The organism is Gordonia sesuvii, from assembly GCF_036350415.1.
GTDB classification, from domain to species: Bacteria; Actinomycetota; Actinomycetes; order Mycobacteriales; family Mycobacteriaceae; genus Gordonia; species Gordonia sesuvii.
Map to the genome: position 1 here is coordinate 1,022,775 of NZ_JAZDUF010000001.1, position 12,363 is coordinate 1,035,137.

Here is a 12,363-nt window from a genome sequence, read left to right on the forward strand (position 1 = left end):
CATGGCCAAACACATTCTCGTCGGCGTCAACACAGAGCAGCACAGTGCCCGGGTACTCGGCATCGCGTTCGTTCTGGTGGCTGTGCTCGCCATCGCCGCGTGGCGGGTACTGCCCGACTCCGACGAACCCGGTCCGGGCGACCTTCGAATCACTCTGATCACCGAAACCATCGGCGCCGGAATCGAAACCGGCACCGAGGTCTGGCGTCACGGGGTCAAGGTGGGGTCGGTGAGGACCATCGAGCGACGCGATGACGAGCAGTTCCTGACCATCGACCTCGCCGCCGAGGACGTGCGCGGGCTCACCGAACAGATGTCGATCGACTTTGCTCCGGCGAACCTGTTCGGTATCACCCAGATCTCGCTGCGCGATGCGGTCGAGGCGAATGCGGCCGAGTTCCCGTTGCGTAATGGAGCCACGATCGACCTGACCGGCGCCCAGCGGGGTCGGGTCGACGATGCCACCATGTCGACGATGCTGGAGGGTCTCGGCGCGCTTACCGACCGGGTACTCACGCCGCAGTTCACGGAGCTTGTGGACAAGGTGGCAAGAAACTCCAAGGAGTTCACCCCGATGATCCAGATGATCGTCGGGGTCAGCGCCACGGTGTGGCGGACGCAGGAGGTGCCATTCTCTCCCATCCTGCGCGGTTTCGGCGAAGGATTCAAAGGGGCTCCGCCAACCCTGTCCGGGATTCTTCACCTACTCGACGTCGTCTACAAACAGCCCTATCTCAAGTCTCCGGAGAATCGCGAGAGATTCGACGCGACCACAGGGATGCTGGCGAACGGGCTCATCCCGGGGGTGGCAGAGATGCTCCGCGACATCCGTCCCTACTATCACGACCTCGCGCAGCTCCCGCCGCCGATGCTCAACGCGTTTGCACACAGCGTCGGAACTCCGAGCGTCACCGCGGGTGATCTGCGCACACTGCTCGACAGACTCTCCCGCAGCTTCCGTGATTCACCAGCGGGGCCGGTGCTCAGGCTCGCACTGGCTCTGGATCTCACGCCTTCTGCGCACGGCGGAACGGGGCCCGGCAGGTGAGGTCCACAGCAGGGCTGGTGGTGCGGCTTGGAATCTTCGCGACGGTGATGATCGTCGTACTCTTCGCGGTGCTGCGAACCATCGAGCGTCCGGTCGAGGGTGACGGCACCGAGTACCACGCGATGTTCACTGATGCGAGCGGGCTTTACGCCGGCGACGACGTCCGCGAGTTCGGCGTCGCGGTCGGCAAGGTCGAAGCCGTGACATTGCAGGGAGCTCAGGCGAGGGTCACCTTCACCGCCGATCGCACCCGGCCCATCGACGAGGATGCGACGCTCGCCATCCGCTACCAGAACCTCACGGGGCAGCGATATCTCGACGTCCAGCCGCCCGAGGAGCCGGCAGCCCCGGTCCCGGCCGGTTTTGTCGTCGCCACCGACCAGACCATCCCGTCCTTCGACATCACGACTCTGTTCAACGGACTTCAGCCGGTACTCGCCGACCTGTCGCCGGACGAACTGAACAAGTTCGCCGGGAGCATCCTCTCCGTGGTTCAGGGCGACGGGAACGGAATCGGCCCTGCGCTCGACGCGATCGGGCGCCTCGGCGAGTACGCACAGGATCGCCAGCAAGTCATCTCCACCCTCGTCCGGAATCTACGAGACATCTCGGATCGCATCGGCGGAAAGTCGGCCAACCTGGTCACCCTCCTCACCCAGCTCACCGCCCTGTTCGTCAGCCTTCAAGAAAAGCTTCCCGGGCTGATCGACTTCGCCAATCAGATCCCGCCTGTGCTGGATCCGCTCGACGATCTGATGCACCAGATCGGCCTGACCGGCGATCCCAATCAACCACTCGATGAACTGATCAGACGTACGTTCCCGGAACCGGAACGTTCTGTCGAGGTCCTCCGCCGACTACCGGGACTGCTGCAGTCGCTGGCAGCAGTGGTGCCCGACTCAGGGCAGTACACCTGTCGCCACGGGGCCGCGGAGACGAGTCCACAGATTCAGGTGCTGCTGCAGGCCGAGAGGATCACGGTATGCAAAGCAGGGTGAGATCCAGGACGCGTGACGATTCACGGCGGAGGTTCGGCAGTACCGAATTCCGTTGGGGAATCGTGGGTTTCTCCGTGCTTGCGATCATTGGACTCGTCGTCGCACTCGCTTCGATCGTCGAGGTCGATTCCACGACATACAAAGCCGAGGTGACCGATGCGGGATTCCTGAAGACAGGCGACGAAGTACGGGTGGCGGGCATCAAGGTGGGCACGGTGTCCGATCTGGTTTTGCACGGCGATCACGTCTCGGTTCGTTTCACGGTCGACGACCACGTCCACGTGGGCGACGCATCGACGCTGTCGGTGCGAATGCTGACTGTCGTCGGCGGCTACTACCTCGCAGTTCTTCCGATGGGCACGGAACCGCTGGGAGAATCGACGATTCCCGCTTCCAGGGTGCAACTCCCGTACTCGCTGCCCGCCCTCTTTCAGGACGCGGCGGACCCGATCGCCGACATCGACGGCAATCCGATGCGGGAAGCACTCGCCGAGATCCGTCAGTCCAGCGGCGGGCGACCGGACTCGATTCGTCACGCCGTCGGCGCGGTGGAATCGATCGTGAACATCCTCGACCGGCAGAATCGCGACATCTCCCGGACGTTGGCAGTGTCCGACGAGTACATTCGCACCCTGAACGACACCAAATCAGTTCTCCGACAGTTCATCACCTCATCGAACATTCTGGAGGACCTCGCCGAACAGTCTCTGACACAGGTCGGCAAGGCACTCGGCACCGTCGCGAGGCTCCTCGCTCGGCTGACCCCCGTATCTGAGCATTGGCGCAGCACCTTCCTGCCGATGGCCCGGTCGTTGTCTGACTCGATCCCACCGCTGCAGCAATTGCACGGGGAGCTGACAGCGCTTCTGGAAGCGGTCACCACCCTCGGCGATTCCCTGCGCCCGCTCGGCGAAGGGGTCCCCAAGATCTGCGTTCCCACACAGGATCGACCATGCTGACAGGACCCCGGAATCTACTCTCCCGCCGCACTGTGGCAGTGGCCACGGTGGCGGTGGTCGGTGCGCTGGCCGTGAGCGGGTACACATTCACCCTGCGCCCGGCGGACATGCATTCCTACTGCGCTCTCATGCCCGACAGCATCGGCCTCTACGAGAAGAACCACGTCAGCGTTCTCGGCATGCCGATCGGTGCCGTCACCTCGATCAGGCCCGAGGGCACGGCGGTACGGATCGACTTCGAGATCGATGCCGACCGAAGACTACCCACGGATGTCGGCGCCACCACCGTCGCCCGCACTCTGATGGCCGATCGCGAACTCACCCTGATCGGAAACGAACCGGCAATGGATGCGCCTACATGGGATTCGCAACGGTGTATCACCAAAACCGCCACGCCGAAGTCCATCAGCGAGACCCTCGCAGCATTCTCCGAACTGTCAGAGGAGCTGAACGGCGATCCGCGGACCCAGGATCTGTCGCGCGCCCTCGCGGAGATGGAGAAGGGCACCAGTGGCACCGGTGACGACATCAACCGCATCATCCTGGGACTCGGACGCGCATTGGACTCACCAGACGCGGCCATCGGGCGCCTGGGCAACATCCTCACCGACGTATCCGACCTCAGCGACAGCGTCGCCGGCGGCTGGGCGGACATCAAGAAGCTGCTCACTCGGTTCCCGGCGACGATGGTGGGCGTCAACCAGTTCATCATCGGTCCGTCGGTCGAAACCATTGCCCGACTGCGCTATGTGCTCCCGATGTTCAACGACATCACCACCATGTTCGGCGGACGAATCGTGCACAGCCTGGAAGCGAATGCGAATCTGCCCCAACTCATCAACGCTCAGGTCGGATCGCTCCGCGAGGCGATCGGCATGATTCCGGTCTTCGACGCAGCCTTTCGTAGCGTGACCGACCCGGATACCGGGGCCGCTGCACTGACATACGCCGCTCCCGCGGCGCCTGTGCCTTCCGCGGTCGGGGCTGAGATCTGCCGCAGTCTTGGCCGGGCCGAACAACCGGACTGCACCACGCCGGCGCCACTGACCACGCTGATACCGCTGCTCTTGGGATCGGAACAATCATGATTTCCCGAACACGCAGGGGTTTGGCGACCAGATCGACGGTCAGCTGCATCGCAATGGTGATCGCACTGTGCATCGCGGTTTCCGGATGCACGGCGGGATTCTCACAGATTCCCACGGCGGACAGCACCGACGACACCTACTCGATCCGTATGGAGTTCGAGAATGTCCTCAATTTGCCCGATGGTGCCGCGGTGCTGTCCGACGGCACCGAGGTGGGGTCGCTGACATCGGTGGTCATCGACGAAGGCGGATACGTCGTCGCCGAAGCCGCGATCGACGACGGGGTCCGCCTCTCTGCCGACACCCGTGCAACCCTCGAGCAGGCGGCGCCACTGGCCGACGTCCGTGTCGCGCTCACCACGCCCGACGAAGCCGGCGCCCAACAGCTTCAACCGGGCGATACGATCCCACTCGCCCAGACCGAACAGGCGCCCCAGATCGAGGACACGTTGGCCCAACTCGCCACCGCGGTCGGACAGGGCACCTTCACCAACTTCATGACAACGGTCCGGCAGATGAACAAGGCGTTCCCGAACGACCCCGAAGTGACCCGGAAGATCTTCGACGTTCTCGGTACGAACTTCGAGGATCTCGCCGCGAATCAGGATTCGTTGAGCGCCGTGCTCGACGGGCTCACCGCGACCACCAAGACGATCAAGCGCGAGGAGGACGTCATCGGTCCCCTGCTCACCCCTGAGGGAGCTCAGCACACCACCGACGCGATGACATCGACCCTCTCCATCGTCTTCATGATGACCAACCTCGGGATGATCGCACCGCCCGCCCAGTGGGTCGCTCCCATGGTGCAGTCCATGGACAACACCGCCCGCGCAATAGTCCCCGTCCTGTTCGCCGGAAACCCGATCGACACGAGCCGTCCGTCCAATGCCCGCAAGTTGATCGAGCTGCTCGACGAGAAGATCATCCCGTTCGCAACGGCAGGTCCGAAAGTGGACATCACTCAGGTCGAGGTCACCGGCGCCGGGCCGCCATTGAGATTGCGGACCGGTGAGCGCAGGCAGCAGATCATCACCGTGATGCGGATGATCGGAATGATCCGATGAGGCCGAGTGCGCCTGTGATATCCCTGGCCGCGATTGTCGCCGTGCTTCTCGGATCGATCGTCTACCTGTGCGCCGGCGTGCTCGATGTGAACCCGACGCGCCAAGAGAACTCCGCCACCGTCCTCTTGCCCGATTCGGCCGGACTGGCCGTCGGTTCGCCGGTCCTGTTGACCGGCTACGAGATCGGCGAGGTGACAGAGCTGCGATCCGGCGACACCGGCGCATCGGCAACGATCCTCTACCGCGACGATTTCCGGATACCGACGGACAGCGCCTTGGCGGTCCAGACTCTGTCCGCACTCGGCGAACCGTACCTCGAGTTCACTCCGGAAGCCCCCGGAGGGCCTTATCTGGCCGACGGTGAGGTGATCCGAACCAGCCCGGACGAGGCACCGACATCCATCTCCCAGACCGCGACCGACGCGGTGGCCCTGCTTCGGCAAATGGACCCGGACGTGATCTCGCGACTCGTCGGCACCTTCAGCACGGCCCTTGCCGACACCGACCCGGTTATCCCGCAACTCGGTCGGTCCACCCAACTCCTGGCGGTGACCGTGCTGTCGCGACTTCCGAACCTGGCCCAACTCCTCGAGGCCGTTCAGTCGATGGGCCGAGATGTGGACTGGATGGGCCCCACGTTGCGCGCCAACGGCCCGGCCTGGAACTCGGTCGGGGGCAGGGTCATCGAGCCGCTCGATCGGGAGATGGCCAATCTAGCCGAGACACGACCGCCCTCCGCGTACACCACCGGTGACGGGCTCGTGCCCTTCCTCGACGATCTCAAGGCCACCCTGGTCCGCCTCGGACCGAGCCTGCAACCGCTCGGGCCCATGCTGCAACCGCTGGTCACCAAGGCCGCCCCGGGGATCGCGCAACTCGACATCGGGGAACTCGTCGCCCAGGCTGTCCGGATGGTCGGCTCCGACAATGCCCTTCGGTTCCATATCGACATAACCCAACCCGCAGGAAAGTGAGGACCCGATGAAATCATCAGTCGACGACAAGGTCGATCAGGCGGAGGAGACCGTCATCGCGGAAGAGGCCGACAGCACAGCCAACCCGACCTCGCCGCCGTCATCCGCCGATGTCATCGCCAACGCACACGAAGAGCCGACCAAACAGAAGCGCCAACTGTCGATTTCGCTGTCGACCGCACTGATTGCCATCGTGATCACAGCGCTTCTCGTCGCCGTCACCGTACTGGCGTTCCTCTATGCCGGCACGCGGTCGGACTTGGCCGCCGACCGCGCTTCTGCAGCAGACCGGGCCACTGCCGAGAAGATCGCCTCCGACTACGCGGTCGGCGCCGCAACCACCGATTATCAGGATCTCGAAGGATGGTTCGAGCGGCTGCGCGGCAATACGACACCACAGTTGGCGGCCAAGTTCGACGCGACCGCGTCACAGCTGCAACAGATCCTGGTTCCACTGAACTGGGTGTCCAAGGCCAGCCCGGTGGCCGCGACCGTTTCGTCGGAGAACGGCGGCGTGTACAAGGTCAACGCCTTCGTGAACGTCAACTCGACGAGTAAGCAGGCACCGGAAGGAGTCACCACGACGGTGACGTACGACATCACCGTCGATGAGAACGCAGACTGGCAGATCAGTGATGTGGGTGGACTCGATGGCATCGTTCCCAATTAGTAGCGGTTGTGTTTGCCGCGCATCGGGCGATTCGGAAAGAACGGTATGACGTACCGTATGTGCAACGGTAATGTTGCCTGACAACGTCGGCGCCGATCCGGTGTCGGCAGACCAGCGGCGTCGCTAGGAGCTGTCCCATGGATCGATCTGCATCAACCCCGGTCGACGGCACTCCCGTCCCCGGGGGCATTCCACCGAGCGCGAAGCGGGCGGCCGTCGCCGGCTTCGCCGGCACCTTTGTCGAGTATTACGACTTCGCGCTCTACGGGGTTCTCACGGTGTACTTCGCACCGCTGTTCTTCCCGGCCGACAACGACGCGGTCTCGCTGCTCGTCGGCCTCGCGGTGTTCGGTGCGGGGTTCGTCGCACGGCCGCTCGGTGGAATCCTTTTCGGTCGCATCGGGGACCGTCGGGGCAGGCGCACCGCACTCATGGCTACGGTGATCCTGATGGGCGCGTGTTCGGCCTGCATCGGGCTGCTTCCGACCTACGAGACGCTCGGGATCGTCGCGCCTCTCATGCTCGCTCTCCTCCGCGTGGGGCAGGGCCTGTCGGCCGGCGCGGAGATGCTCGGTTCGGTGACCTTCGCGATCGAATCGTCGCCGCCGGAACGCCGCGGCCTCCTCTCCTCCCTGACACCCTGGGGCGCGGGGCTGGGCGGCTCGAGCGGCGCGGTTCTCGCTGCGATGCTGACGGTGCTGGTCTCCAGCGACGTGATGACCGAATATGGATGGCGCATACCGTTTCTGATCGCCGCTCCGCTGACTCTCGTTGCGCTCTTCATCCGTCGTCGCGTCGAGGACTCCCCAGAGTTCCTCGCGATGGTCGAGAACCGGGAGATCGTCGCATCACCGCTACGCGAGACTCTGACGCGACATTGGCGCCCGATGCTCATCGCCGGTGGGGTCGCCATCGGGGTGAACGGAGCCGCTGGTGTCGCACAATGGTTCGCGGTCTACCTCGCCGGCAACCGCGATCTCGCCGTCGGCATGGTGATGATCACCTACGCGACGTCGATGGTGATCGGGGCGCTGTGGCATCCCCTGTCTGGATGGATCTCGGACCGATACGGCCAGCTGCGCTGGCTCGCGGTTCTGCTCGTCTCGTTCCTCGTCGCGTCCGGGCCGATATTCTGGCTTCTGTCGAGCACCGATAACGCGTTGCTGTTGCTGGCCGGGATGACCTGTTACCTGACCCTCACGAACTTGGTCATGGCCCCAGGGTTCAGTTACATCGCAACCCTGTTCCCGGCACCCGTGCGTTACACCGGGTCGACCTTCGGACAGAACATCGGGACGGTGTTGGGTGGCGGGCTCGCGCCACTCGTATGCGGGTCGTTGCTGATGGCCACAGGTTCGGTTGTGGGGCCTGTCATCTGGATCGTCGGAGTGAGCATCGTCGGCCTGATCGCCATCGTCGTGGCGCGGGTGTTCCCGAGGTTTGTGGGCGGCGAACCCACGCCGGGGGACACTGCAGAGGCGCGTGAAGCCCTGCCGCGCGGGCCCCAACCCGTTTCGGACCGGCCATGAGGCCCGTCGGCCTACGCTCTGCCCCTCCATGCCCCAACGGCTGTCGCGCTCTTGGCGCTGCGGGATCAGAGTGCAAACGAGTAGCCGCCGTTCACCGGGATCGTCTGGCCGGTGATCCACTCACCGTGTTGCCCGGCGAGTAGTAAGGCGAGATGAGATACATCGTCAGGAGTGCCCGGGCGCCGGATCACGTAGTCCCGCAGAACCTTCTGCGCCATCTCGGATTCTGGTTCGGCCCAGAGACCGTCGGCGAGAGGCGTGTGCATGGTTCCCAGAGCAATGCAGTTGGCTGTCACGCCGTGCCGCCCGCCCTCGATCGCGACCGATCGGCTGAATCCGGCCGCACCTGCTTTCGCCGCAGCGTATGCTGCGCAGTTCTGGTCTCCGGTTCGACCGGCGTCGGAGATCATCGTGATGATCCTCCCCCAACCGCGTGCGGCCATGCCGCCCATCACGGCCCGCGTACAGTGCATCACCCCGAACAGGTTGACGGCGAAGAACGGTTCCCAATCGGCCGGGGTGGTGTCGGCGAACGTGTGCCCCACGGTGAACGGGAAGGCACCTGCATTGCCCGCATTGTTGACCAGGACGTCCACCGCACCAGTTCCGGTCAAAGCTTCGTTCACGGCTTCGAAGTCCGTCACATCGAAGACCAGGGCGCTCGCCTGCCCGCCCGCCGCGACGATGTCGTCGGCGACGGCTGACGCACGGTCGTGCCGGAGGTCGTTCACCAGGACTTCGGCACCGCTCTCGGCGAACACCTTCGCCAGACCCTGACCGACGCCTTGGCCGGCACCGGTGACCACCACCCGCTTCCCCACCAGCGTCGTCTCGGCTGAAGTCACCATGTCTCCCTATGTTCTCTCCACCGCCCGAAGCGGAGGGGTCCGCTCATGACACCCGAAGGCGTTCCACGGCATCCGGGTTCGAAGCGACCACATCCTTCAACTGCTTCTTCGCGACCTTGCCCGTCGCCGAGCGTGGAACGTCGTCGGCGACGTACATCGCCTCGGGACACTTGAAGGTCGCCAGCCGCTCGGCGGCGAAAGCACGTACGTCGGCCAGCTGGGGCCGCGCGCCCGGGCGCGGGACGATCACCACGCAGACCCGCTCACCCATCGTCGGATCCACGATCCCCACCGCCGCCACATCCAGCACGGACGGGTGTTCGTACAGAACACTTTCCAGCTCCGCACAGTAGATGTTCTCACCGCCACGGATGATGACATCCTTGACACGGTCGACGACGTACACGAAACCGTCGTCGTCGATATAACCGAGGTCGCCCGTACGAAACCAGCCGTCCACGAACGACTCCGCGGTCGCCTCCGGATTGTTCCAGTACCCGCGGGCGGTCTGCGGTGAGCGGATGCACAACTGACCGAGCTCCCCCACCCCCACCAACTCCCCGCCACTCGCCTCGACACGCAGTTCCGCCGTCATGTTGAGACGGCCCACACTGTCGAGATTCTCCAGGTAATCGGTTCCGACGTTGGCGGTCACCGAGGACGTGGTCTCGGTGGCTCCGTACCCGTTGAAGAGCTGAGTCGTCTCGCCGAGCGCGTCGACCACCAATCGCGGCAACTCGGCGGGCACGTTGGCCCCGCCCATCGAGAAGGTCGAGACGCGATCCGCGAAGGCGCGGATTCTCGGGTGCTCCAAGATCTCTCGCGCAATGGTCGGGACACCGCCCATGCCGGTGATCTGCTCATCCTCGACGATGCGCATCGCCTCCTCGACGTCCCATTTGCGCATGAGCACGGTCTTCGAACCAGTCACGGCCGCACCCAACACAGCAGCGAGGCCACCGATGTGAAACAGCGGCGTGGTCAGGATGCCCGCGTTCTGCGCCCCCGTCCCGCCCGGGGTCCGCCCGTTCAGGATCATCTCGCGCACTGCCATGAACATCATGTTCCACGTGTTCGTGATGGTGCCACGGTGTGTCGTGACCACACCTTTCGGCCGGCCGGTCGTCCCGGAGGTGAACAGGATCGCGAAGACGTCGTCGGGATTCGACTCCGCATACTCCGCAGCCGGGAGCGGCGCTGTTCGCGTCAGGTCGCCGAAAAGTGTGCCGCCACCGGAATCGGCGCCCGGACCGCGCACCTCGACGATCGGTGTCCGAACGTTGCCGGTCTCCCGGATCCGCTGCACGCGTTCATTGTCCGCGACAACGACCCGCGGCTCGCATTCGTCGAGCGCACGCACAAGTTCACTACCTCGCCACCACGCATTGAGTGGGACGAAGACCGCGCCCAACAACGCCGACGCCCACATCGTGACGACGAACTCCGGCAGGTTCCGCATCGCCACCACCACCCGGTCGCCCCGCCCTACGCCGTACAACTCACGGAGACTGCGCGCGAGGCTGCCGGCCTGGCTCCGAAGCTCGGAGTAGGTCAGTCGCGTGTCTTCGAACACCAGGTACGTCTTGTCGTCGTGCGCGGCGGCGATCCCGAAGAGATCGACAAGAGTACGCGGTGCCCGGACGAATGACCGAACCGGGACCCCGTCGATCTCGATGTGTTCGATCTCGAACGCACCTTCCGGACCGACCAGTACGGCCAAGCGTTCGTCATCCTCATGCCCACCGACGAAAGTGGTCTGCTCTGCGACTGGTCCGATGGTCATCACGCACTCCTTGGGGCAGGCGAGTGGGGCGTGCGGTGCTACGGTAAAGCTTACGGTAACATCGAAGCGCCCACCCGTGAGCGTTTTCGAGCCCAATCACGGGTCCGGGTACCGAGCTGGGAAGGAAGCACATGAGAATCGCTCTGGACGCGAGTCGGTGCGTGGGCCATGGGATCTGCGAGGCCGGCCTCCCCGACGTGTTCGAGGTGACCGACGACGGTTACGCCGAGATCGATGACGAAGCCGCCGCACACGCCCCCGCCGCAGATCTCCGGAACGCGGCCCTCAATTGTCCGTCGGCAGCCCTCACCGTCGAGGACTGACCTACCCCCGACCCCACCGGGCGGGACCGACGACCACAGTGCCGACGCACAGTGGCGTCGAACCGTGCTGCGTTCCGGTATGCGCTACAGTGACGGCAAAGCGGCGTGTCCGGACGGGATCTGGCGATACACGAGTGGCCCTCGACGTCGCGCGTTACGAGATGCGAGGAAGGTGGTCTGGGAGAATGCCACGCAAGGACGACACCCCGAAGCGGGAGAGGCGCGAGCGCGGCTCCATCGATCCCCAGGAGATCATCAACGGTGCCTTCGAACTCGCCGAAGAGGTGGGTGTCGACAATCTGAGCATGCCGCTGCTCGGGAAGCATCTCGGCGTCGGGGTGACCAGCATCTACTGGTACTTCCGCAAGAAGGACGATCTACTCAACGAGATGACCGACCGTGCGCTCGAGCGTTATGGGCTCGCAGCAGCCCTGGAACCGACGACAGGTGACTGGCGCGCCCGTCTGCATGAGCACGCGGCCCGGATGCGCGACGTGTTCACAGCGAGTCCGATTCTGGTCGATCTCGTGCTGATCAGGTCATCTTTGAGTCCCCGCAACGCGGCGTTGGGCGCCAGAGAGATCGAGCGGATCGTGCAGGACCTGATGTCAGAGGGACTGTCCCTCGAGGACGCCTACGACAGCTATTCTGCAGTGCAATTGCACGTCCGCGGAACGATCGTGCTCGAGCGTCTGCACGAGAAGAGCAAGTCCGAGGATGCGGCCGCGCAGGCCTACTACGAGAACCTGATCGTCACACCCGAAAAGACCCCGCTGTTGGCTCAGGCCGCAGCATTGGGACGGGTCGGTGGCGCACCGGACCAACGCAACTTCGAGTACGGCCTCAACTGCATTCTCGATCACATCGCCGAGCTCATCAGAGCGGCGAATCAGAAGCGGAGCGGCAAGGGGCCTGCGAAGAAGGCCGCCGCCAAGGCACCGGCCAGGAAAACGCCCGCCAAGAAGTCGCCGGCCAGGTCCGCAGCCAAGAAAACGACCTCCACGAAGAAGTCTGGTTCTCGAACCCGGGTGGGAACCACCGGCACCTGACGGTCACCCACCCCAGCACGAACGGGACTG

12 protein-coding genes are annotated in these 12,363 nt (G+C 64.4%); 10 read left to right on the forward strand and 2 right to left on the reverse strand.

Annotated features, from left to right (window positions below):
• The first annotated feature begins 1 nt into the window (after position 1).
• The 8 genes from VZC37_RS04740 (at position 2) to VZC37_RS04775 (ending at position 8,330) form a co-directional block, all read left to right on the forward strand.
• Positions 2-1,048, forward strand: coding sequence for an MlaD family protein (locus VZC37_RS04740; RefSeq protein WP_330431252.1), 1,047 nt, complete (start codon positions 2-4; stop codon positions 1,046-1,048).
• A 17-nt stretch (positions 1,049-1,065) separates the two neighbouring features.
• Complete coding sequence (locus VZC37_RS04745) at positions 1,066-2,046, forward strand: MlaD family protein (protein ID WP_330431253.1); 981 nt, start codon at positions 1,066-1,068, stop codon at positions 2,044-2,046.
• A gap of 74 nt (positions 2,047-2,120) precedes the next feature.
• Positions 2,121-3,005: an MlaD family protein gene (locus VZC37_RS04750; RefSeq protein WP_330431254.1), complete on the forward strand. Its 885-nt coding sequence runs from the start codon at positions 2,121-2,123 to the stop codon at positions 3,003-3,005.
• A complete protein-coding gene (locus VZC37_RS04755) occupies positions 2,999-4,093 on the forward strand; it encodes an MlaD family protein (RefSeq protein WP_330431255.1) in 1,095 nt (364 codons plus the stop codon). Before VZC37_RS04750 ends, VZC37_RS04755 begins: the two co-directional genes overlap by 7 nt.
• Before the next feature lie 53 nt (positions 4,094-4,146).
• Complete coding sequence (locus VZC37_RS04760) at positions 4,147-5,157, forward strand: MlaD family protein (protein WP_330431256.1); 1,011 nt, start codon at positions 4,147-4,149, stop codon at positions 5,155-5,157.
• The gene (locus tag VZC37_RS04765; protein WP_330431257.1) at positions 5,154-6,131 is read left to right on the forward strand and encodes an MlaD family protein; all 978 of its coding nucleotides are present in this window, start codon (positions 5,154-5,156) and stop codon (positions 6,129-6,131) included. The genes VZC37_RS04760 and VZC37_RS04765 overlap by 4 nt, the downstream gene beginning before the upstream one ends.
• 7 nt (positions 6,132-6,138) lie before the next feature.
• The gene (locus VZC37_RS04770) at positions 6,139-6,801 is read left to right on the forward strand and encodes a hypothetical protein (RefSeq protein WP_330431258.1); all 663 of its coding nucleotides are present in this window, start codon (positions 6,139-6,141) and stop codon (positions 6,799-6,801) included.
• Positions 6,802-6,938: 137 nt separating this feature from the next.
• Complete coding sequence (locus tag VZC37_RS04775; protein WP_330431259.1) at positions 6,939-8,330, forward strand: MFS transporter; 1,392 nt, start codon at positions 6,939-6,941, stop codon at positions 8,328-8,330.
• A 65-nt stretch (positions 8,331-8,395) separates the two neighbouring features.
• On the opposite strand, the gene VZC37_RS04780 is transcribed toward VZC37_RS04775, so the two are convergent.
• Entirely contained in the window at positions 8,396-9,178 is a 783-nt protein-coding gene (locus tag VZC37_RS04780) for an SDR family NAD(P)-dependent oxidoreductase (protein ID WP_330431260.1), read from the reverse strand.
• A 43-nt stretch (positions 9,179-9,221) separates the two neighbouring features.
• Positions 9,222-10,961, reverse strand: coding sequence for a class I adenylate-forming enzyme family protein (locus VZC37_RS04785; protein WP_330431261.1), 1,740 nt, complete (start codon positions 10,959-10,961; stop codon positions 9,222-9,224).
• 131 nt (positions 10,962-11,092) lie between these two features.
• Here VZC37_RS04785 and VZC37_RS04790 point away from each other — a divergent pair, with 131 nt between their 5' ends.
• Positions 11,093-11,284 (forward strand): ferredoxin, encoded by a 192-nt coding sequence (locus tag VZC37_RS04790; RefSeq protein ID WP_330431262.1) that lies wholly within the window; start codon positions 11,093-11,095, stop codon positions 11,282-11,284.
• 185 nt (positions 11,285-11,469) lie between these two features.
• Positions 11,470-12,333, forward strand: a complete 864-nt coding sequence (locus VZC37_RS04795) for a TetR/AcrR family transcriptional regulator (RefSeq protein ID WP_330431263.1) — start codon at positions 11,470-11,472, stop codon at positions 12,331-12,333.
• Positions 12,334-12,363 lie beyond the last annotated feature (30 nt).

What these genes read in the sequence shown, in the direction of transcription:
- VZC37_RS04765 (WP_330431257.1), top strand. Translation starts at nt 5,154, where the DNA reads ATGAGGCCGAGTGCGCCTGTGATATCCCTGGCCGCGATTGTCGCCGTG.
- VZC37_RS04770 (WP_330431258.1), top strand. Translation starts at nt 6,139, where the DNA reads ATGAAATCATCAGTCGACGACAAGGTCGATCAGGCGGAGGAGACCGTC.
- VZC37_RS04755 (WP_330431255.1), top strand. Translation starts at nt 2,999, where the DNA reads ATGCTGACAGGACCCCGGAATCTACTCTCCCGCCGCACTGTGGCAGTG.
- VZC37_RS04740 (WP_330431252.1), top strand. Translation starts at nt 2, where the DNA reads ATGGCCAAACACATTCTCGTCGGCGTCAACACAGAGCAGCACAGTGCC.
- VZC37_RS04775 (WP_330431259.1), top strand. Translation starts at nt 6,939, where the DNA reads ATGGATCGATCTGCATCAACCCCGGTCGACGGCACTCCCGTCCCCGGG.
- VZC37_RS04760 (WP_330431256.1), top strand. Translation starts at nt 4,147, where the DNA reads ATGGTGATCGCACTGTGCATCGCGGTTTCCGGATGCACGGCGGGATTC.
- VZC37_RS04780 (WP_330431260.1), bottom strand. Translation starts at nt 9,178, where the DNA reads ATGGTGACTTCAGCCGAGACGACGCTGGTGGGGAAGCGGGTGGTGGTC.
- VZC37_RS04790 (WP_330431262.1), top strand. Translation starts at nt 11,093, where the DNA reads ATGAGAATCGCTCTGGACGCGAGTCGGTGCGTGGGCCATGGGATCTGC.
- VZC37_RS04785 (WP_330431261.1), bottom strand. Translation starts at nt 10,961, where the DNA reads ATGACCATCGGACCAGTCGCAGAGCAGACCACTTTCGTCGGTGGGCAT.
- VZC37_RS04795 (WP_330431263.1), top strand. Translation starts at nt 11,470, where the DNA reads ATGCCACGCAAGGACGACACCCCGAAGCGGGAGAGGCGCGAGCGCGGC.